The sequence below is a fragment of the Castellaniella sp. genome (assembly GCF_034674885.1).
Classification (GTDB): domain Bacteria; phylum Pseudomonadota; class Gammaproteobacteria; order Burkholderiales; family Burkholderiaceae_B; genus Castellaniella.
In genome coordinates this window covers 95,373-113,338 of record NZ_JAUCDS010000006.1, presented here as the reverse complement: position 1 = coordinate 113,338, position 17,966 = coordinate 95,373, and the positions used below count along the sequence as shown (strand labels likewise).

At 66.7% G+C, this 17,966-nt stretch carries 18 protein-coding genes; 7 read left to right on the top strand and 11 right to left on the bottom strand.

The genetic code is table 11. The annotated features are described in order from the left end of the window. Positions 1–28: 28 nt before the first annotated feature. Genes VDP74_RS05930 through VDP74_RS05920 form a run of 3 tightly spaced genes read right to left on the bottom strand, consistent with a single transcriptional unit; the run spans position 29 to position 3,140 of the window. Positions 29–1,000, bottom strand: a complete 972-nt coding sequence (locus tag VDP74_RS05930) for an ABC transporter permease (RefSeq protein ID WP_322998700.1) — start codon at positions 998–1,000, stop codon at positions 29–31. After that, positions 997–1,962: an ABC transporter ATP-binding protein gene (locus tag VDP74_RS05925; RefSeq protein WP_322998699.1), complete on the bottom strand. Its 966-nt coding sequence runs from the start codon at positions 1,960–1,962 to the stop codon at positions 997–999. Before VDP74_RS05925 ends, VDP74_RS05930 begins: the two co-directional genes overlap by 4 nt. Before the next feature lie 11 nt (positions 1,963–1,973). Continuing rightward, positions 1,974–3,140, bottom strand: a complete 1,167-nt coding sequence (locus VDP74_RS05920) for an NEW3 domain-containing protein (protein ID WP_322998698.1) — start codon at positions 3,138–3,140, stop codon at positions 1,974–1,976. 279 nt (positions 3,141–3,419) lie between these two features. Here VDP74_RS05920 and VDP74_RS05915 point away from each other — a divergent pair, with 279 nt between their 5' ends. The 6 genes from VDP74_RS05915 to VDP74_RS05890 all read left to right on the top strand — a co-directional run bounded on the left by VDP74_RS05915 (position 3,420) and on the right by VDP74_RS05890 (position 9,392). Continuing rightward, the gene (locus VDP74_RS05915) at positions 3,420–4,208 is read left to right on the top strand and encodes a TonB family protein (protein ID WP_322998697.1); all 789 of its coding nucleotides are present in this window, start codon (positions 3,420–3,422) and stop codon (positions 4,206–4,208) included. Between the two features lie 30 nt (positions 4,209–4,238). After that, a complete protein-coding gene (locus VDP74_RS05910) occupies positions 4,239–5,138 on the top strand; it encodes a MotA/TolQ/ExbB proton channel family protein (RefSeq protein ID WP_322998716.1) in 900 nt (299 codons plus the stop codon). Between the two features lie 2 nt (positions 5,139–5,140). Next, entirely contained in the window at positions 5,141–5,593 is a 453-nt protein-coding gene (locus VDP74_RS05905; RefSeq protein WP_322998696.1) for a biopolymer transporter ExbD, read from the top strand. A gap of 117 nt (positions 5,594–5,710) precedes the next feature. After that, positions 5,711–6,382, top strand: coding sequence for a response regulator transcription factor (locus VDP74_RS05900; protein WP_322998695.1), 672 nt, complete (start codon positions 5,711–5,713; stop codon positions 6,380–6,382). A gap of 61 nt (positions 6,383–6,443) precedes the next feature. After that, positions 6,444–7,502, top strand: a complete 1,059-nt coding sequence (locus tag VDP74_RS05895) for a HAMP domain-containing sensor histidine kinase (RefSeq protein ID WP_322998715.1) — start codon at positions 6,444–6,446, stop codon at positions 7,500–7,502. A gap of 3 nt (positions 7,503–7,505) precedes the next feature. Continuing rightward, entirely contained in the window at positions 7,506–9,392 is a 1,887-nt protein-coding gene (locus tag VDP74_RS05890; RefSeq protein ID WP_322998694.1) for a potassium transporter Kup, read from the top strand. 4 nt (positions 9,393–9,396) lie between these two features. Here the strand turns inward: VDP74_RS05890 and VDP74_RS05885 are convergent, their stop codons facing one another. The 7 genes from VDP74_RS05885 to VDP74_RS05855 all read right to left on the bottom strand — a co-directional run bounded on the left by VDP74_RS05885 (position 9,397) and on the right by VDP74_RS05855 (position 15,874). After that, entirely contained in the window at positions 9,397–9,795 is a 399-nt protein-coding gene (locus VDP74_RS05885) for a hypothetical protein (protein ID WP_322998693.1), read from the bottom strand. A gap of 99 nt (positions 9,796–9,894) precedes the next feature. Then, positions 9,895–10,242, bottom strand: coding sequence for a monovalent cation/H(+) antiporter subunit G (gene mnhG, locus VDP74_RS05880; protein WP_322998692.1), 348 nt, complete (start codon positions 10,240–10,242; stop codon positions 9,895–9,897). Next, positions 10,239–10,523 (bottom strand): K+/H+ antiporter subunit F, encoded by a 285-nt coding sequence (locus VDP74_RS05875; RefSeq protein ID WP_322998691.1) that lies wholly within the window; start codon positions 10,521–10,523, stop codon positions 10,239–10,241. Before VDP74_RS05875 ends, mnhG begins: the two co-directional genes overlap by 4 nt. Then, a complete protein-coding gene (locus tag VDP74_RS05870; RefSeq protein ID WP_322998690.1) occupies positions 10,520–11,008 on the bottom strand; it encodes a Na+/H+ antiporter subunit E in 489 nt (162 codons plus the stop codon). The genes VDP74_RS05875 and VDP74_RS05870 overlap by 4 nt, the downstream gene beginning before the upstream one ends. Next, positions 11,005–12,627, bottom strand: a complete 1,623-nt coding sequence (locus VDP74_RS05865) for a monovalent cation/H+ antiporter subunit D (protein ID WP_322998689.1) — start codon at positions 12,625–12,627, stop codon at positions 11,005–11,007. Before VDP74_RS05865 ends, VDP74_RS05870 begins: the two co-directional genes overlap by 4 nt. Beyond that, positions 12,624–12,965: a Na+/H+ antiporter subunit C gene (locus VDP74_RS05860; protein WP_322998688.1), complete on the bottom strand. Its 342-nt coding sequence runs from the start codon at positions 12,963–12,965 to the stop codon at positions 12,624–12,626. The genes VDP74_RS05865 and VDP74_RS05860 overlap by 4 nt, the downstream gene beginning before the upstream one ends. A 2-nt stretch (positions 12,966–12,967) precedes the next feature. After that, the gene (locus tag VDP74_RS05855; protein ID WP_322998687.1) at positions 12,968–15,874 is read right to left on the bottom strand and encodes a monovalent cation/H+ antiporter subunit A; all 2,907 of its coding nucleotides are present in this window, start codon (positions 15,872–15,874) and stop codon (positions 12,968–12,970) included. Between the two features lie 176 nt (positions 15,875–16,050). Here VDP74_RS05855 and hemN point away from each other — a divergent pair, with 176 nt between their 5' ends. Beyond that, on the top strand, positions 16,051–17,508 hold the full coding sequence (gene hemN / locus VDP74_RS05850; RefSeq protein WP_416232939.1) for an oxygen-independent coproporphyrinogen III oxidase: 1,458 nt from the start codon (positions 16,051–16,053) through the stop codon (positions 17,506–17,508). On the opposite strand, the gene VDP74_RS05845 is transcribed toward hemN, so the two are convergent. After that, on the bottom strand, positions 17,490–17,960 hold the full coding sequence (locus VDP74_RS05845) for a YbaN family protein (protein WP_322998686.1): 471 nt from the start codon (positions 17,958–17,960) through the stop codon (positions 17,490–17,492). The genes hemN and VDP74_RS05845 overlap by 19 nt on opposite strands. Positions 17,961–17,966: the final 6 nt, after the last annotated feature.

The following is a 17,966-nucleotide window of genomic DNA, read 5'->3' as shown; positions in this document are numbered from 1 at the left end:
GTCGATCACGCAGGGGCAGGGCACGGACTCAGGCCCGCACCTCCTGCCGCTGAAATACCACGTACCCGGCTGTGAACAGCAGCGTCACTGCCGCGATCAGTCCGGTGAATTGCGGCCAGACGATGGCCAGGCTTTCGGACAGGGGCAGGGGGCTGCCCAGCAGGGCGCCCTGGATCTGCGACAGGAACACCGGACCCAAGGCGCGGGTGGCGGGGCTCAGCAGGGTGATGGCGGTGTCGCTGAACAAGGTCGCAGGCGACAGGTGCAGCAGGCCCTGCTGCCAGGCGACTGTATGCAGATCCAGGCCGCCGCTGATGACGGTTGCAAGATCCGGTGGGGCGATGGCCTGGGCCAGGGCGGGGGCCAGCATCGGCCACAGCAGGGCGCAGAACAGCCACAGGCCCAGGGCCACCAGGGCCGAGGTCGAAGCGGACCGGAACAGCACGGAGCACAGCAGGGCCACGGCCAGCCAGACGCCGGCATAGGCCAGGGCGGCCACCAGGAAGGCCAGCGAGCGCGCGACTTCTTCGCCGCCCGGCGGGACGCCCAGCAGGATCAGGCCGGCACCCATCACCAGCAGCCACAGGCTGACCAGACAGATAGCCAGCGCCGCCATGCCGGCCAGGAACTTGCCCATCAGCAGGGCATCGCGATAGATGGGCTGCGACAGGATGCGGCTGAGCGTGCGGCGGCTGTACTCGCCGTTGATGGCGTCGAACCCCAGGCCGATGGCGACCAGCGGGATCAGGAATCCCAGCAGGGCGGCGAAGGAAGGCAGCGGCGCCTGGGCGTCGGTGAACAGGCGCAGGAAAACGAAGGGATCGGATGCGGTCGACTGTCGGATGCCCTGAATGGCGCCGTACAGGGCGGCCGCCGCTGTCAGGACGACCAGCCATTCCAGCAGGCGCATGCGGGCGCTGCCCAGGTGGTCGGCCAACTCCTTGGACAGGACGGCGCTCAGGCCATGCCAGGGGGAACCCATGCGGGATGTGCGTTTCATGTCGGGATGTCCTTGGAGAAGGTCTGCCGGTAGATGCGGTCCAGGCTGGGGGTGTCCACGGACAGGTCGTGCAATTCCGCGCCCGCCAGCACCGCCGCCTGGGCGGCCTGGGCGCGGACGTCGCTTTCCGCCTGCAGGATGTAATGACCGCCGGGTTCGGCGCGCACCTGGCCCACGCCCGGTACGGCGCCCAGCACCGAGATTAGGTCGGGGCCTTCGGCATGGATGCGGACTTCATGGCTGTGGCCGCCCAGCACTTGCCGAGCCAGCGCCTGGACCGGCCCCATCAGGGCGATGCGCCCGGCATTGAACAGGGCGACGCGATCGCAAATGCGCTGCATCTGGTCCAGCAGGTGCGAGGACAGCAGTACGGTGACGCCTTCCTCGCGCAGGGACTCGATCAACCGCAGAAAGGATTCCGTGGATTGCGGATCCAGGCCGGACGTGGGTTCGTCCAGGATGGCGATGGCGGCCTGTTTCAGCAGGATCTCGGCCAGGCCGAGACGGCGGCGCATGCCGTGGGAAAAGGTGCCCACGCGCTGGTCGATGCGATCCGCCAGCTGGACGCGACCCAGGGCGGCTGCGATGCGCGCGTCCCGTGTGTCTGCCGGAATGCCCAGCAGGCGGGCCGTGTAGCGCAGATTGTCACGAGCGCTCAGGTGGTCGTAGAAACCGACCGAATCCGGCATGTAGCCGATCCGGCGCTTGACGGCCAGGGGGTTGCGCCAGGGATCTTCCCCCAGCACGCGGACCTGGCCGCGTGTGGCTTCCGTCAGGCCCAGCAGCATCAGGATGGTGGTGGTCTTGCCGGCCCCGTTGGGGCCCAGCAGGCCGAAGACCTCGCCTTGCCGGACCTGGAAGTCCAGGGACTGGACAACGGTGCGGTTGCCGTAGTCCTTGCCCAGTCCCTGGGCGGCGATGGCGGGCGTGTCTTCAGTGGGGGTGTTGGAGGTCCGGTTCATGGCGGACCTGCTCAGCGGCGGCCGTAGCGGGCCACGGCGCCGATCAGCACCAGCAAGGCCACGGCGATCAGGATCGCGCCGCTGACCCCCCACAGGCCCGAGGTCGTGACCGAGACGCGCAGGTCGCCGTCGGCAGACTGGCCGGCGGATTTCGCATGCAGCTTGACCATGTAGTCGCCCGCCAGAGATTGTGCCGATGGCGTAATCTGAGCCTGGACCTCGACGGTCTTGCCTGGATCCAGCTGTGCGACTCGTTCCGGTTTGAATTCGATTTTCCATCCCGAGGGCGTGGTGCCGGCCAGCGTGATGTCCTGGGCGGCGGCCGTGCCGTCATTATGCAGTTCCAGCGGAACGTTGCTGGCGCTGCCGATCTGGGCGCTGGCGCTCATCAGGCCGTCGCGTCCGGCCAGGTTCAGCGCCGGCTGTCCGGTGATGTCGAGCTTGAGCACGGTGCTGGCCTGAGCGCCGTCGGCGGCAACCTTGACCTGGATGTCGTGTTCGCCGGAAGTCGCCGTGACGGGCGGGCGCACGTGCAGTTTGACGTTCTTGGATTCGCCGGCCTTGATGGGTACGGCGCTGATCTGCTGGCTGCCGTAGCCTTCGGTGAACGAGGTGTCGAAATACTGGGGCGCGCTGGCCGCCAGACTGGCCAGTACGTCCTGGCCGCTGTCGTTCTTGATGGTCAGTTGATAGTCGAAGGCAGTGCGAGCCGAGCCGGTCAGCTGAGGCAGATCCGGCTGCACCGACAACTGCGCGGGCAACTGCTTGGCCAGGGTGATGTCCAGAGGCAGGCTCAGGTGGCGCTGCCCGCTGTCTGCGTGGATGGTGATGGCGCCTTGCGCGGCATCGCCCTTCGGAATGTCCAGGCGCAGTTTCAGCATCAGGGTCTGGTCGCTGCCGGGCATGGCCGATGCCACTGGTCGGCCGTCGCCCAGCAAGGTGGCTGTCCAGCCTTTGGGGACGCCTTCCAGCGACAGGGCCAGGCGCTCCGGAGGACTGGCCTGGTTGTGCAGCTCCAGGGACACGGTGGACGTCTCGCCCGCCTTCAGGGTCAGGGCAGGGTAGTCGGTGGACAGGTAGATGCCGGCGGGCGGCGCGTCGGCTGCCAGGGCTGCGGTCTGAAGGCTGAGGGCGCACAGCGCGCTGGCGCATAGGACAAGGATTCTGGGCATCATCATGGGCTGGCCTCGTGAGTGGGTCTTTGAAAGGACCGGAAACAGCCGCAGCAAGTTTCAAGAAAAATGTGTGTCTTTGTTTCATTTTTGGGCGGACACGAAGCTTATCTCAGTAAAATCATGGGCTTGTCATGCCGATATTTTTCTGCCGGGATTGCTGGCAGCCGGCGCTGTCGCGATCGCCGCGCGATTTCTGTAATTAGAATTGAGAATCGTTTTCATTCCTGATAATATCCCGCTTTTACTGTTGTCGTTTCCGGGTTCATGGGTTCGGGTGCTTCCTTGCGTTTTCCCTGGCTGAAGACTGTCGCCGCCATCGCGGCGCTTGGCCTGCATGCGGCCGTATTGGCCATGATCCTGTCGGCGCCGGTGACTCAGGTCGCCCTGGGGCAGCCCGATGCGCTGGACGTGCAGTTCGTGGAATTGGGGCCTGCGCTCGATCCGGCGCCCGCCGCGCAGCCGGCCGCGGAATTGCCGGACATTCCGGAACCGGAACCGATCGTCGAACCGGATCCGGAACCCGTCTTCCAGCCTGAACCCCAGCCGGAACCCGAGCCCGTGGTGCAGGAGCCCGAGCCCGAAGCCATCACCGAGCCGCCGCCCGAACCCAAGCCGCAGCCCAAACCGGAACCCAGGCCCAAGCCCGCACCCAAGCCGAAACCGCAGCCCAGGTCGCAGCCTGCGCGCGAGACGCAGCCGGCCAAGGCCGTGCCGGCCGTGCAGGCTTCGACTGGCGGCGCCCCCCAGGCCGCACAGATGCGGGGCGAGGCCCAGGCCGTGGACCCGGACCGCCCACGCACCGTTGGTCGCGTGGATTACCTGGGGCGGCGCCCCAGTCCGGCCTATCCGCGCCTGTCGCAGCGGCGTGGCGAACAGGGGCGGGTGGTCTTGAGGGTGCTGATTTCACCCCAGGGACAGGTCGCCCACGTCAAGGTGCAGCATTCCTCCGGCTACGCGCGGCTGGACGAGGCCGCCGTGCAGGCCATGCAGCAGGCGCGGTTTCGCCCCTATACAGAGAACGGCATCGCCTACAAGGCGCTGGTGGACATTCCCTTTGATTTCGTTTTATAGGTCTTGGACCGACAGGAGTTCCAGAACATGATGATCGATCTGATCGGCAGCGCCGCCCTGGCGCTGGCCCAGGCGGTGGGGCCGGATTCCGCCCAGGCCGTTGCTGCCGTGGCGCAGGAAACCGCGCCCGCCGTCGGTGCGGCCGTGCAGGCTGCGGTTGCATTGCCGGCAGCCGAATTGGCGGGCAGTAGCCAGGGCGTGATGCACTTCATCGGACAAAGCGACGCCGTGGGCAAATCCCTGTTCGGTTTCCTGCTGCTGATGTCGCTGGCCAGCTGGTACCTGATCCTGGCCAAGGGCTTCACCCATCTGCGTATCCGTCAGCGCTCGAAGAAGTTCCTGGCGGAATTCTGGGCGGCCAGTTCGCTGGAACAGGTGGAAAACGAAATTGCCACGCACGGCGCGGAAGAGCCGTTCGCCCATTTGGCCAGCCACGCCATCCATGCGCAGAAGCACCACGCCAAATACGGGGCCTTGAAGCTGGAAGAAAGCGGCTCGACGGCAGCCTTCGTCACGCGCACCATCCGCAAGGTCATCGACGAGGAAACCGCCCGACTGGAAAATGGCCTGACGGTGCTGGCATCGGTGGGCTCGACCGCCCCCTTCGTGGGCTTGTTCGGCACGGTCTGGGGGGTGTACCACGCGCTGCTCAGCATCAGCATGGCCGATGGCGTGACCATCAACCGCATCGCCGGTCCGGTGGGCGAGGCCCTGATCATGACCGGCCTGGGCTTGGCGGTCGCCATTCCGGCGGTGCTGGCCTACAACGCCTTCGTGCGCCTGAATCGCGTCTACCTGGCGCAGCTGGATGCCTTCGCTCACGATCTGTTCACCTTCCTGAGCACGGGCCAGCAGGTCGCCGACGGCTCGCATGAACGGCACGAGCGCCACGGCCGCCACATCAGCCTGGCCAGCAGCCGGGAGGCCTGATCATGGCGTTTGGCAGCTTCGATTCAAAAGGCCCGGGCACGACCATGTCCGAGATCAACATGGTGCCGCTGATCGACGTGATGCTGGTGCTGCTGGTGATCTTCATCATCACCGCGCCCCTGCTCAGCCATTCGATCCGCATCAATGTGCCGCAGGTCACGGCGCAGCCGGTGGAACAGCAGCCCAAGGTCATCGACCTGGCCATCGATCCCGGTGGCGCGGTGTTCTGGAACGAGCAGCCCGTGGCCCTGGACGATCTGGAGTCCCTGTTCGCGGCCGAGTCCCGCGCCGAGCCGCAGCCCGAGGTGCGCATCCGTGCCGACGTGGAGACCCGCTACGGCGAACTGGCGCAGATCATGGGCGCCGCGCGGCGGGCCGGCATGAAACGCCTGGGCTTCGTGACGCAGCCGGTCGCGCCCCCGGCTGCGCAGGCAGCGCCTGCCGCCGCCCGCTGACGCTGAACGTGCGCGCCCCGATGGTTGTGGAGACGCCGTGTTCATGCACTTGTCAGCTATGTAACGGCTTCCCCGCACAGGTGACGTACCGTGACGTGTTCAGGCTAGAATCACCTCATGCGAGTTCTAGTCATTGAAGACGACACCACCCTGGGCCATGCGCTCCAGGAATTCCTCAGCGGCCAAGGCTATGCCGTCGATTGGCTGCAGTCCGGCGACCGGGTCGAGGGCGCCGTCGCAGGCCAGGCCTACGACCTGCTGCTGCTGGACCTGAATCTGCCTGGGCTCAGCGGCCTGGAAGTCCTGCAGCGCCTGCGGGCGGGCGGGTCGCAGATCCCCGTGCTGATCCTGACGGCCCGCGACGGCCTGGACGACCGGGTGGCGGGGCTGGATGCCGGCGCCGACGACTACGTGACCAAACCCTTCGAACTGCCCGAACTCGCAGCCCGGGTTCGCGCGATGGCCCGCCGTCACGCCGGTCAGGCCCAGACCATCCTGGAATGCGGTCCGCTGGCCTTCGACACCGTGGGGCGCCAGATCCGCGTCAGCGGCAAACGCCTGGCCTTGTCCGTGCGCGAATTGTCGGTGCTGGAAATGCTGATGGCCCGCCCCGGCCGGGTCGTCACCAAACAGCAGATCGTCAATTCCCTGTCGGCCTGGGATGCCGATTTCAGCGAAAACGCGGTCGAAGTCTATGTCTACCGCCTGCGCAAGCGCCTGGACGGGACCGGGGCCAGCATCCAGACGGTGCGCGGCTTCGGCTACCTGCTCGACGTCGAAAGTGCCTAATCCATCCGCAGGTTCCGATCCCCGCCGGGATCGCCAGGCGCTGAGCCTGTTCGAACGCCTGATGCCCCAGGACTCCCTGGCTCGCAAATTGGTGCGCCGGCTGCTGCCGGCCTTCTTCATTCTGGTGGCGATCGATCTGCTGGCCACCTGGTTCATGACAGGCGTCATCCGCCCCCAGCCCTGGCTGCTGCGCGACCTGTTCTGGGTGATGCTGCTGACCCAGGGTTTGCTGGTGGTGCTGTTCGTCTGGGTGCTGATTTCCGGCATCCGGCTCGAGCTCCTGTCCATCAACCAGCTGGCTGATCAGATTCGCCAGCGATCCATCGAAGACCTGCAGCCCCTGGACCTGGCCGGCCTGCCCAGCGAAATCGCTCCTCTGGTCCTGCATTTCAATGACCTGCTGGTGCGCCTGGATGATTCCGTGCAGGCGCAGCGCCGCTTCATCGGTCATGCCGCTCATCAGTTGCGCACCCCGCTGGCGGGCCTGAAGCTGGAATCCGAACTGATGCTGGGGCAGGACCTGCCCGACGACATTCGCACGCGGGCCGATCGCATCAAATCGGTGACGGACCACATGATTCGCATGGGGCAGCAGTTGCTGGTGCTGGCTCGGGCGGATCATGCCTCCCGCCCGCAGGACAGCTTCGTGCGCCTGGATCTCTGCGAGTGGATGCGCCGAGCCGGTTCCGATTGGCTGGATCGGGCGCGCGCGCAGTCGGTGGAATTGCAGTTGACGGCGCCCGACAGCGCCGTCTGGGTGGATGGCGACCCCGTCCTGCTGGGCGAATTGCTGGGCAATCTGATCGACAACGCCTTGCGCTACGGCCAGGGGGCCCGGCGCATCGAACTGCGGGTCCTCAGCAATCCACCGTCGTTTTCGGTCGAGGACGACGGCTCGGGGATCCGCGCCGACGATCTCGAGCGGGTCTTCGAGGCCTTCTACCGAGCGGCGGATGCGGGGCCAGGCGGTTCAGGCCTGGGCCTGGCCATCGTGCGTGAAATCGCCCGTGCCCATGGCGCCTGGTGGAAAGTCATCAGTCGCCCCGCCTTTGAGGGCACCCGGGTTACCCTGATTTTCCCCGGACCTTGGCGAGGGGCCTGCCTGACGCGGGCGGAATAGATCATGAGCACTCAAAAATCATCGGACTCGAGCAGCCCGCAAGCGGCGCTGCTGATCGGCGCCCTGGGGGTGGTGTACGGCGACATCGGCACCAGCCCTCTGTACACCATAAAGGTCGCGCTGTCAGGGTCGGGGACGCCGGACGTCGAACATATCCTGGGCATGCTCTCGATCCTGTTCTGGATGCTGATCCTGGTGGTGTCGCTGAAATACGTGACCTGCATCCTGCGGGCCGACAACCGGGGCGAGGGCGGCACGCTGGCGCTGATGGAACTGGCCATGCGCGGGCGTCCGGGGCCGGTGCGCTGGCGCCTGGCCATCCTGGGTTTGATGGGGGCAGCGCTGTTCTATGGCGACAGCATGATCACCCCGGCCATTTCGGTGCTGTCGGCCGTCGAGGGAATCGGGGTCGTCTCGCACGGGCTGGATTCCTGGGTGGTGCCGATCGCCGTGGTGGTCCTGCTGGCGCTGTTCATGGTGCAGTCGCGCGGCACCGGCACGGTGGGCCGTCTGTTCGGCCCCGTGATGCTGGTCTGGTTTCTGGTGCTGGGCGCGCTGGGGGGCTGGCGCGTGCTGGAACAACCACAGGTGCTGCAGGCGATCAATCCGATCTGGGCGTTGCGCTTCATCGGTGATGCTCCCTGGGAAACCTTCCTGGCGCTGGGGGCCCTGGTGCTGGCCCTGACCGGGGCCGAGGCCCTGTATGCCGACATGGGCCATTTCGGCGGGCCCGTCATTCGCCGAGCCTGGTTCTCCCTGGTGCTGCCGGCCCTGGTGCTGTGCTATTTCGGCCAGGGGGCCCTGTTGCTGAGCGACCCGTCGGCGATTCGCAATCCTTTCTTCCTGCTGGCGCCGGATTGGGGCCTGATCCCGCTGGTCGGGCTGGCGACCGTGGCCACCGTCATCGCGTCACAATCGGTGATCTCGGGAGCGTTTTCCGTGACTCGGCAGGCCGTGCAACTGGGCTACTGGCCACGCATGGTGATTCAGCACACCTCGGCCCGGGAAGAAGGGCAGATCTACCTGCCGCGCGTCAACTGGCTGCTGCTGTTGGCCGTCCTGGCGCTGACGCTGGTTTTCCAGTCATCGGACAGCCTGGCGCATGCCTATGGTTTTGCCGTCACGGGCACTATGCTGATGACCTCGCTGCTGGCCTTCGCAGTGCTGCCGCGCGCTTCGCGCGGCGTGCGGCGGGTCGCCTGGCTGGCGCTCATCACTCTGTTCCTGCTGATCGACATCCTGCTGTTCACATCCAACACCCTGAAGCTGCACGAGGGCGGCTGGCTGCCGCTGGTGGTGGGGATCGCACTGCTGACCTTGATGGTGACCTGGAAGCAGGGGCGCCAGCGCATCCACGACACGCTGGCCGGGGATCATCAGCCCCTGGTCAACTTCATGGAATCCCTGGAGGCCTATCCGCCGACCCGGGTACCGGGCACGGCCGTTTTCATGAGCATGATCGTCGGCACGGTGCCTCCGGCGTTGCTGCACAATTTGAAACATAATAAGGTGCTGCACGAACAGGCGTTGTTTCTGACCATCGAAGTGGCGGACGAACCCTATGTACCGTTCAACGAGCGGGTACGAGTGGAACGAGTCAGCCGCAGCAGCTGGCAGGCAGTAGCCCGCTGGGGGTTCAAGCAGGAACCCAACGTGCCCCAGGTGGTGGAGCAGATCGCTCAGGAAGTCGCCGAACTGAACCTGGAACCGATGCAGACTTCATATTTCCTGTCGCGCCAGACGGTGATCGTGGTGCGGCGCCTGCCCTGGCATCAGAGCTGGCGCCGTCACTTGTTCGCCTTCATGGCCCGCAATGCCAGCCGCACTACCCGGTTCTACAAGATTCCGCCCAATCGGGTGGTGGAAATGGGCATGCAGATGGAATTGTGATCGGTCACGAGCCGGTCGATGCCGGAACGGTGATGGTGGTTTCGCGCAGGACGCCGCCAGACTGGACCGAGCCTTGGGTGCGGGTGTTGCCGTTGTCCATCAGTTGCATGCAGCCCTGCCGCTGGTCGGCGGGCAGGCTGTCGCAGCGCTGGGTGCGGTTCTGGGTTTCGGCCTGCATGGACGGGCTGGTCAGCTTGTCCTGGCGGGCAGCCTGCTCGGCAGCGCCGGCTTCACGCAGGCAGGCCTGCTTGTCGATGCCGGGCGTGGAATTGCAGCGGGCTACATCCTGCTGATATTGGGTCTGGGGGCTGGCCGCCTGGGCGCCAGGCGCAAATAGCGCGATACCCCCCAGGCTGGCGGCCAGCAGACTGATCCGTAGAGATTTCTGTAATGCATGACGCATGATCGAGCACTCCTTCTTGAGTTCCGGGCGCTATCCCGGCCCGACTCGGGGACTCGTCCAGTGTAAGGGTTCTCCCTGAGGCAAATGTTACCAAAGCGCTCAGCCGGGAGAATCGGAATTGACCTGCTCGGATCGCTGGATGGGCGCGATGCGGCGGCGGATGGCGCTTTGCATCAACAGGATCGCCGTGACGGGGGCGCTCATGAACAGGAACAGGCTGATCAGCCATTCGTGGAAGATGGGCCGGCCCTGCAACAGACTGGCGACCAGGGTGGCCGCCAGGATGACGCAGAACGTGCCCAGCGTCATGCCCAAGGTGGGGGCATGCATGCGCTCGTAGAAATTGCGCAGGCGCAGCAGGCCCAGCGAGCCGATCAGGGTCACGAGACCGGCCAGGATCAGCAGCAGGGCCACCAGGATGGCCGCCCACAGAGGCAGTTCGTTCATGGCTCGATGACCTCGCCATGCAGCAGGAACTTGGCCAGGGCGGCCGAGCCGACGAAGCCGAACAGGGCGATCAGCAAGGCCACGTCGAAATACAGGCCCGCCTCGAAGCGCAAGCCCAGCACCAGCAGGATCAGCATGCCGTTAATGTAGAGCGTGTCCAGGGCCAGGATGCGGTCTTCGGCGCGTGGCCCCCGTATCAGGCGGATGGCGGCGCAGGCCAGGCCCAGGACGAAACACAGCAGGGCGAATCCGCCCGCCCAGTTCAAGAGTGTCATGCTCATTCGAAGATCTCCATCAGCGGGCGTTGGTAGCGGTCCTGGATGATGCGTGTCAGGCCTGCCGGATCGGACAGGTCCAGCACATGCAGGGTCAGGACGTTGCGTTCGGTATCGTGGCCCGCCCAGACGGTGCCGGGGGTGAAGGTGACGATGCAGGCCAGGGCGGCCAGCCCGTGGGGGTCGTTGATCTGCAAGGGGATGTCCAGGAAGCCGGATCGCGCGGCAGAGGCATCCCCTTGCAGGATGCGCAGGCTGACCAGGTAGTTGGACTGCACGATGTCGCGGGCGACGTGGATGATCAGCCGCAGGGCTGTCAGGGGGCGGCGCAGGCGCGCGCGCACGGGGCGCAGGATGGGTGCCAGCAGGCTGAGCGTGATGGCGATCGCCCCGCCCAACGCGATCTGCCCGGCCGACAGGCTGTCGTTCAGGAGCAGCCACAGGGCCAGCAGCAGGCAGGGCAGGGGCAGGAAGCTCAGCAGGCGCCTCATGGTCGCAGGGCTCCTGTGGCGGGCCCCAGCACGGCCTGGACGTAGCGGGCCGGCCGGTCCAGGTAGTGGGCTGTGTCTTCCAGGTAGATCATGGCGGGTCCTGCCTGGACGGTCAGTGCGGCGCAGGCCCCCAGCAGCACCATGATGGGGATGATCTCGTTCAGTTTCAGGGTCGGAACGTGCAGTTGTTCCGGGATCCAGAACAGGCGCACCCCGCAGCGGCCCAGTGCCATCAGGCAGGCCAGGCCGGACCCGAGCATGGCGGTCACCAGCAGCCAGACGTTGACGGTGGGGGCGCCGAATTCCGCAGTGCGCAGGGCGGCCGACAGCAGCGAGAATTTCGCCACGAAGCCCGACAGAGGGGGCAGGCCGATGATGAGCAGAGCGCAGGCAAAGAAGCTCAGGCCCAGAAAGGCCATGGTGGCCGGCAGGGGGGTGCCCACAGCCTGTTCGGACAGGCTGGCAGTGTCGGGCTCGTCGGCGTCGAAGGTTTCTTGAGTGACGGCCAGGATGTCGGCGCCGAAGGACTGGCTGCGTTCGGTCAGTTCCAGCAGCAGGAGCAGGGCGCCCAGGGCCAGCACGGAACTGAGCAGGTAGTACAGGGCCGGGCCGGTCAGGGTGACGCCCGGCATGCCCAAGGCCGCGAACAGCGTGCCCGACGAGGTGATGATGGCGTAGGCCGCGATGCGCCGAGGCTGCGTGCTGGCCAGCATCCCCAGGGTGCCGAAGGCCAGGGTGGCGATGCCGGCCGGGAACATCCAGGCGCCGCCGAAGGCCGCCGGGGCGCCGGCGGGCAGCAGCAGCGAACCGATGCGCAGCAAGGCGTAGATGCCGACCTTGGTCATGATGGCGAACAGGGCGGCCACCGGGGCGCAGGCCTCGGCATAGGCGCTGGGCAGCCAGAAGTTCAGGGGCCAGGCTGCCGCCTTGATCAGGAAGGCGACCCCCAGGATGGCGGCCGCGCTGTCGAACAGCTGCCGGTCGGACCCGGTCAGGGCCAGCGCCCGCACGGACAGGTCGGCCAGGTTCAGGGTGCCGGTCAGTCCGTAGATCAGGGCGATGGCAATCAGCAGCAGGAACGAGGCGATCAGATTGACGCCGATGTAGTGCAGGCCCGCGCCTACGCGGCGCTTGCCCGAGCCGTGCAGCATCAGGCCGTAGGATGCGGTCAGCAGGATTTCGAAGAAGACGAACAGGTTGAACAGGTCGCCCGCCAGGAAGGCGCCGTTCAGGCCCATCAGCTGCAGCTGGAACAGCGGGTGAAAGTGGCTGCCCGCGCGGTCCCAGCGCGCGGTGGAATAGATCCATGCGCACAGACCCAGGATGGCTGTCAGGCCCAGCATCAGGGCCGACAGGCGATCAGCCACCAGGACGATGCCAAAGGGCGCCGGCCAGTTCCCCAGGCGGTAGACGCCGATGTCGTCGGGCCACAGCGAGCCGCCGATGCCCTGGGTGGCCCGGATCAGCATCAGGGCGGCCAGGATCTGCAGCGTCAGCGATATGGCGCCCAGGCCCACGCGCAAGGGCCGCTGGCTGTCGCGCGTCAGCAGCATCAGGGCGCCCGCCAGCAGCGGCGTCAGGACTGGCAGAACCGGCAGGTGGTCCATCCACAGGTTCATGAGCGGTGTTCCTCGCCGTCGACGTGGTCGGTGTCGCTCATGCCGCGCGAGGCCAGCAGCACGACCAGGAACAGGGCCGTGGTGGCGAAGCCGATGACGATGGCCGTCAGCACCAGCGCCTGTGGCAGGGGATCGGCATAGCGGGCCGGGTCGGCCCAGTGGGGGTCGATGACGGGCGGGGCATCCAGGCGCAGGCGCCCCATGGCGAAGATGAACAGGTTGACGGCGTAAGCCATCAGGGCCAGCCCCATGATCACCTGGAAGGTGCGCGGGCGCAGCAGCAGCCAGATGCCCGATCCTGCCAGTACGCCGATGGCCGAGGCCAGTATCCATTCCATGATCAGGCCTCCGTGAGCGGCGCGTCGGCCGGCTCGGTGATGTTGCGGTGGAAACGCAGTGATTGGTGCGCCAGGGCGATCAGGAACAGGATGGTGGCACCGACCACCAGCATGTAGACCCCCAGATCGAACACCAGCACGCTGGACAGGTGGATGGCGCCGATCAGCGGCAAGGTCAGGTCCAGGACATAGGCCGACAGCAGCGGCTGGCCGGCCCACCAGACCGCCATGGCGGCGCCGCCCGCCACCAGCAGGCCCAGCGCGATCCAGACCTGCGGGCGGATCAGCGGGCGGGCCTCGACCCACAGGATGCCGCCGACCATGTATTGCAGGATGATGCCGGTGGCCATGACCAGCCCGCCCACGAAGCCGCCGCCGGGCAGGTTGTGGCCGCGCAGCAGGAAATACAGGGAAATCAGGGTGGACACCGGCAGCAGCAGGCGCACCAGCACGGCCGGGATGCGCATCAGGCCGTCGGGCAGCGGCGCCTTGATGTCGGGCTCGGGGGCCGGGACCTGCTGCAGGCTGCGGCGCATGCGGGGCTGTGCGACCAGGGCTTCGGCGGGGGGGCGAAAGCGCCGCAGCAGCGCGTACACGCACAGGGCGACGATGGCCAGCACCGTGATTTCACCAAAGGTGTCGAAGGCTCGGAAGTCCACCAGAATGACGTTGACGACGTTGGCCCCGCCGCCCAGTGGCCAGGCCTGCTGGACGAAGAAGCCCGAGATGCTGGGGTGGGCCGAGGGGCGGACCATCATCACGTAGGCCAGGGCAGCCAGCCCTGCGCCGCCTGTGACCGCCACGGCGAAGTCCCGCCAGCGGCGCCATTGCGTACCGCGCCAGGTGGCGCCCGGGAATTCCTCGATGCGCGGCGGCAGCCAGCGCAGGCCCAGCAGGATCAGCACGGTGGTGACGACTTCGACTGCGAGCTGCGTGAGGGCCAGGTCGGGGGCGGAGAGCCAGGCGAAGGTCACGCAGGTGATCAGGCCGGTGGCGCCGGCCAGCATCAGCGAGGCCGTGCGGTGGTATTTGGCCTGGTACGCGGCCGCGACGGCGCAGGCCCCGCCCATCAGCCACATCAGGCCGAAGGACCATTGCAGCGGGGTGTCGCTGATGCTGGCCTGCGGCCACCAGCCGCCGCGCAGCAGAGGCAGCGCGGCCACGCCCAGGGTGCTGAGCACCAGCAGCAGGACCTGGGGCTGCAGCCGCTGGCTGTGCAGCCAGCCCAGCAGCCGCGCCGAGCCGCTGTCGAGTGCCTCCAGCGCGGTCTCGAAGCTCTGGCGCCCGTCCAGGCGGTAGATCAGGGGCACCTGCCCAGGTACGCGGCGGTCGCGCTCGCGCAGCGCCAGGTACAGGCCGATGCCGGCTACCAGGGCGATGAGGCTCATGATCAGGGGCAGGTTGATGCCGTGCCAGACCTGCAGGTCGAACGCCGGCACGCGCTCGCCGAGCAGGCCGCGCATGACCATGTCCAGCACGGCGCCCAGCGTCAGGTTGGGCAGGATGCCCACGGCCAGGCAGATCACCACCAGCACCGTGCAGGGGATCAGCATCATTCGGGCCGGGTCATGCGGCGCGCGCGGCAGGTCGGTGGCGGGGGGGCCGAAGAAGACCTGCAGGACCAGCCGCAGAGAATAGGTCACGCTGAAGGCCCCCGCGATGACGGCCGCCAGCGGCAGCCCCCAGCGGCTGGCCCAGTGGCCTGTGATGAAGACCGTTTCGGCGAAGAACATTTCCTTTGAAATGAAGCCGTTGAGCAGCGGCACCCCCGCCATGGCGGCCGCCGACACCATGGCCAGGGTGGCGGTCAGCGGCATCAGGGTGCGCAGGCCCGACAGGCGGGTCAGGTCGCGGGTGCCGGTTTCGTGATCGACGATGCCGGCCGCCATGAACAGCGAGGCCTTGAAGGTGGCATGGTTGACCATGTGGAAGACGGCGGCCACCAGCGCCAGCCGGCTGTTCATCCCCAGCAGCAGTGTGATCAGGCCCAGGTGGCTGATGGTCGAGTAGGCCAGCACGCTCTTGATGTCGCGCTGGAAGGTGGCTGCATAGGCCCCCAGCAGCAGCGAGCACAGGCCCGCGCCGCCGATGGTCCAGGTCCACCAGTCGGTGCCCGAGAAGATCGGCCAGAAACGCGCCAGCAGGAAGACACCGGCCTTGACCATGGTGGCCGAATGCAGATAGGCCGACACCGGGGTGGGCGCCGCCATGGCGTTGGGCAGCCAGAAATGAAAGGGGAACTGGGCGCTTTTGGTGAGGGCGCCCAGGGCCAGCAGCACCAGCAGGATGGGATACCAGCGGTGATTGCGGATTTCTTCGGCAGCGGCCAGGACGGCGTCCAGGTCGTAGCTGCCGACGATGTGGCCGATGATCAGCATGCTGGCCAGCAGGCAGAACCCGCCGCCGCCCGTCACCAGCAGCGCCATGCGGGCGCCGCGCCGGGCCTCGGGGCGGTGCTGCCAGTAGCCGATCAGCATGAACGACGACAGGCTGGTCAGTTCCCAGAACACCAGCAGCTGGATCAGGTTGCCCGCCAGCACCACACCCAGCATGGCGCCCATGAAGCTGAGCAGAAAGGTGAAAAAGCGCGGGACCGGATCCTGGTCCGACAGGTAGTAGTGCGCGTACAGGGCGATCAGCGCCCCCATGGCCGACACGATCACGGCAAAGAGCCAGGCGTAACCGTCCATGCGCAGGGTCAGGTCCACGCCCTGGGTGGGAATCCAGGGGATGCTGAGCTTGATCACGCCCAGGGCGGCGACCTGGGGCGTGGCCGCCAGGGTCAGCGCCAGACAGGCCAGCGCGCAGCCACCCGCGATCCAGGCCCCCGCGCGGCGCGCATTTGCGGGAAGCAGTGCGGCGCACAGGCTACCGGCAAACGGGATCGCAAGGATCAGGGTCAGAAGCATGGGGACGTCGTGGATTCGGGGTGTCAGCCAACCGTTTATGATACGCGAACTCGGGGGCTTGACTTGAATCAAGCCGAATGCGCGCATTTCGCACGACAATATGCGTCGATACAGGACAATGGAGCCTATCGGTTCAGGGCCAGGAGGCTCTGGACGCGGCTTCAGGAGCGTACCGCATGATCCACCCCGACACCGCCCGCCGTCCCGGCATGCCCGAGCAGGCGCAACCTTCCCGCGACGAGCAGACCATCGCCTTTCCGGACCTGGAAATTTCCGAGGCGCTGATTCGCCGCTTCGATCAGTCGGGCCCCCGGTACACGTCCTATCCGACGGCGGACCGCTTTCAGCGTGATTATCCGGCCTCGTCCTACGAGGCGCACCTGGCGCGGCGGGCAGTGGCCGATCGACCGGCTCCGCTGTCGGTGTACGTGCATCTGCCCTTCTGTGAATCGCTGTGCTATTTTTGCGGCTGCAACAAGATCATCACCCAGGACCATAGCCGTTCGGCCGAATATCTGGACATCCTGTTCAGGGAAATGGACCTGGTCAGCCCGCACCTGGGGGCGGCGCGTCAGACGATCCAGCTGCACCTGGGGGGCGGCACCCCGACCTTCCTGAGCGCAGCGGAATTGACCGCCCTGATGGATCAGATCCGCCGCCACTTCGATTTCACGCCAGATGCCGAACTGGGAGTAGAGATCGATCCGCGCACCGTGACGCCGGATTCGCTGGCCATGCTGGCGGGCCTGGGCTTCAACCGCACCAGTTTCGGCGTGCAGGATTTCGATCCGCAGGTACAAGAGGCCGTCAACCGCGTCCAGCCCTACGACATGGTGCGCACCGCCCTGCAGGCCAGCCGCGACAATGGTTTCCAGTCCATCAATGCCGATCTGATCTACGGCCTGCCCAAGCAGACGTTGGACAGCTTCAGCCGCACGCTGGATCAGTTGATCGAACTGTCGCCCGATCGCATTGCGCTGTACAACTACGCGCACTTGCCCGATCGATTCAAGTCCCAGCGCCTGATCCGCGCCGAAGACCTGCCTTCGGCCGACACCCGGCTGCAGATTTTCCTGATGTCGGTGCGCCGGCTGCTGGCGGCGGGCTACGTCTATATCGGCCTGGACCACTTCGCCAAGCCCGACGACGAATTGAACCGGGCGCGGCTGGACCACAGCCTGCATCGCAACTTCCAGGGCTACACCACGCGGGCCGAGTGCGACCTGGTGGGGTTCGGCATTTCCGCCATTGGAAAGATCGGCGATGCCTACGTGCAGAATCATCATTCCCTGAACGCCTATCGCGACGTGCTGGACCGGGGAGAGCTGCCGGTCGCCAAGGGGTTCGATCTCAGCGCCGACGACGCCATCCGGCGAGAAGTGATCATGACGCTGATGTGCAGCATGCCGCTGGACTTCGCCGCGTTCCAGGCCCGTCATGGGCAGTCCTTCCAGGCCTGTTTCGCCGACGAACTGGCCGGTTTGCAGCCCTACGCGCAGGCCGGCCTGCTGGCCATCGACGAGCAGGGCGTGCGCGTCCTGCCTCGCGGCCGGGTCTTCGTGCGCGCCTTTGCCATGCTGTTCGACCAGTACGTGCGCCGGCCCCGGGTGGCGACCTATTCGAAATTGATCTGATCGTCGGATTCGGGCCGGTCGTCGCGGGGACGCGTCGGCAGGCGCCACAGGTAGATCGTGACGCCGATGCCTGGAATCAGCAGCAGCCAGCGGGCCCAGGGCACGGGCATGACCCAGGCTGAAATGGCCAGGGACGGCCACATCAGGGCCAGCGCCACGCATTTGCTGCGCAAGGGGATGCCGCGCCCCGATTGGAAGTCGCGGATATACGGACCCAGGATACGATGGGACATCAGCCAGACATGCAAGCGCCGCGAGCCGCGCATATAGCAGAAGGCCGCCAGCAGCAGAAAGGGCGTGGTGGGCAGCAGGGGCAGGAAAATCCCCAGCACGCCCAGCACCAGGGCGAGCGTGCCCAGGATGGTGTACAAGGCGCGGATCATGATTCGGATTCTAGCAATCCGCAGGCGCCGCGTGGCCAGGCCCGAGCCGGCGATGATCCGCCGCGCCATGGGCGC

Excerpts from the sequence above, each read along its gene's own strand:
- VDP74_RS05930 (WP_322998700.1), bottom strand. The coding sequence starts at position 1,000 with ATGAAACGCACATCCCGCATGGGTTCCCCCTGGCATGGCCTGAGCGCC.
- VDP74_RS05925 (WP_322998699.1), bottom strand. The coding sequence starts at position 1,962 with ATGAACCGGACCTCCAACACCCCCACTGAAGACACGCCCGCCATCGCC.
- VDP74_RS05920 (WP_322998698.1), bottom strand. The coding sequence starts at position 3,140 with ATGATGATGCCCAGAATCCTTGTCCTATGCGCCAGCGCGCTGTGCGCC.
- VDP74_RS05910 (WP_322998716.1), top strand. The coding sequence starts at position 4,239 with ATGATCGATCTGATCGGCAGCGCCGCCCTGGCGCTGGCCCAGGCGGTG.
- VDP74_RS05905 (WP_322998696.1), top strand. The coding sequence starts at position 5,141 with ATGGCGTTTGGCAGCTTCGATTCAAAAGGCCCGGGCACGACCATGTCC.
- VDP74_RS05900 (WP_322998695.1), top strand. The coding sequence starts at position 5,711 with ATGCGAGTTCTAGTCATTGAAGACGACACCACCCTGGGCCATGCGCTC.
- VDP74_RS05895 (WP_322998715.1), top strand. The coding sequence starts at position 6,444 with ATGCCCCAGGACTCCCTGGCTCGCAAATTGGTGCGCCGGCTGCTGCCG.
- VDP74_RS05890 (WP_322998694.1), top strand. The coding sequence starts at position 7,506 with ATGAGCACTCAAAAATCATCGGACTCGAGCAGCCCGCAAGCGGCGCTG.
- VDP74_RS05885 (WP_322998693.1), bottom strand. The coding sequence starts at position 9,795 with ATGCGTCATGCATTACAGAAATCTCTACGGATCAGTCTGCTGGCCGCC.
- mnhG (WP_322998692.1), bottom strand. The coding sequence starts at position 10,242 with ATGAACGAACTGCCTCTGTGGGCGGCCATCCTGGTGGCCCTGCTGCTG.
- VDP74_RS05875 (WP_322998691.1), bottom strand. The coding sequence starts at position 10,523 with ATGAGCATGACACTCTTGAACTGGGCGGGCGGATTCGCCCTGCTGTGT.
- VDP74_RS05870 (WP_322998690.1), bottom strand. The coding sequence starts at position 11,008 with ATGAGGCGCCTGCTGAGCTTCCTGCCCCTGCCCTGCCTGCTGCTGGCC.
- VDP74_RS05865 (WP_322998689.1), bottom strand. The coding sequence starts at position 12,627 with ATGAACCTGTGGATGGACCACCTGCCGGTTCTGCCAGTCCTGACGCCG.
- VDP74_RS05860 (WP_322998688.1), bottom strand. The coding sequence starts at position 12,965 with ATGGAATGGATACTGGCCTCGGCCATCGGCGTACTGGCAGGATCGGGC.
- VDP74_RS05855 (WP_322998687.1), bottom strand. The coding sequence starts at position 15,874 with ATGCTTCTGACCCTGATCCTTGCGATCCCGTTTGCCGGTAGCCTGTGC.
- hemN (WP_416232939.1), top strand. The coding sequence starts at position 16,051 with ATGATCCACCCCGACACCGCCCGCCGTCCCGGCATGCCCGAGCAGGCG.
- VDP74_RS05845 (WP_322998686.1), bottom strand. The coding sequence starts at position 17,960 with ATGGCGCGGCGGATCATCGCCGGCTCGGGCCTGGCCACGCGGCGCCTG.